This window comes from Monashia sp. HAY1-2A (assembly GCF_056755315.1).
This window is the reverse complement of the sequence record NZ_JBNDHY010000924.1, coordinates 1-212: the sequence shown is the minus strand read 5'-3', so window position 1 is coordinate 212 and position 212 is coordinate 1. Positions and strand designations below refer to the sequence as shown.

General features: G+C 68.9%; 1 rRNA gene. It reads right to left on the bottom strand.

Features of this window, described 5'->3' with window-relative positions:
* Nucleotides 1-77 (bottom strand): 23S ribosomal RNA (locus ACPYOM_RS24405); the annotation flags it as partial.
* Nucleotides 78-212: the final 135 nt, after the last annotated feature.

Sequence of the window (212 nt, the reverse complement as noted above, 5' to 3'; positions counted from 1 at the left end):
CCCCTCAGTTTTCAACCTAAGTGGGTTCGGTCCTCCACGCAGTCTTACCTGCGCTTCAACCTGGCCATGGGTAGATCCTGTCTCTTATACACATCTCCGAGCCCACGAGACGCGTAGTAATCTGGGGGGGGGGGTTTTTGTTTGGGAGGGGGGGGGGGGGGGGGGGGGGGGGGGGGGGGGGGGGGGGGGGGGGGGGGGGGGGGGGGGGGGGG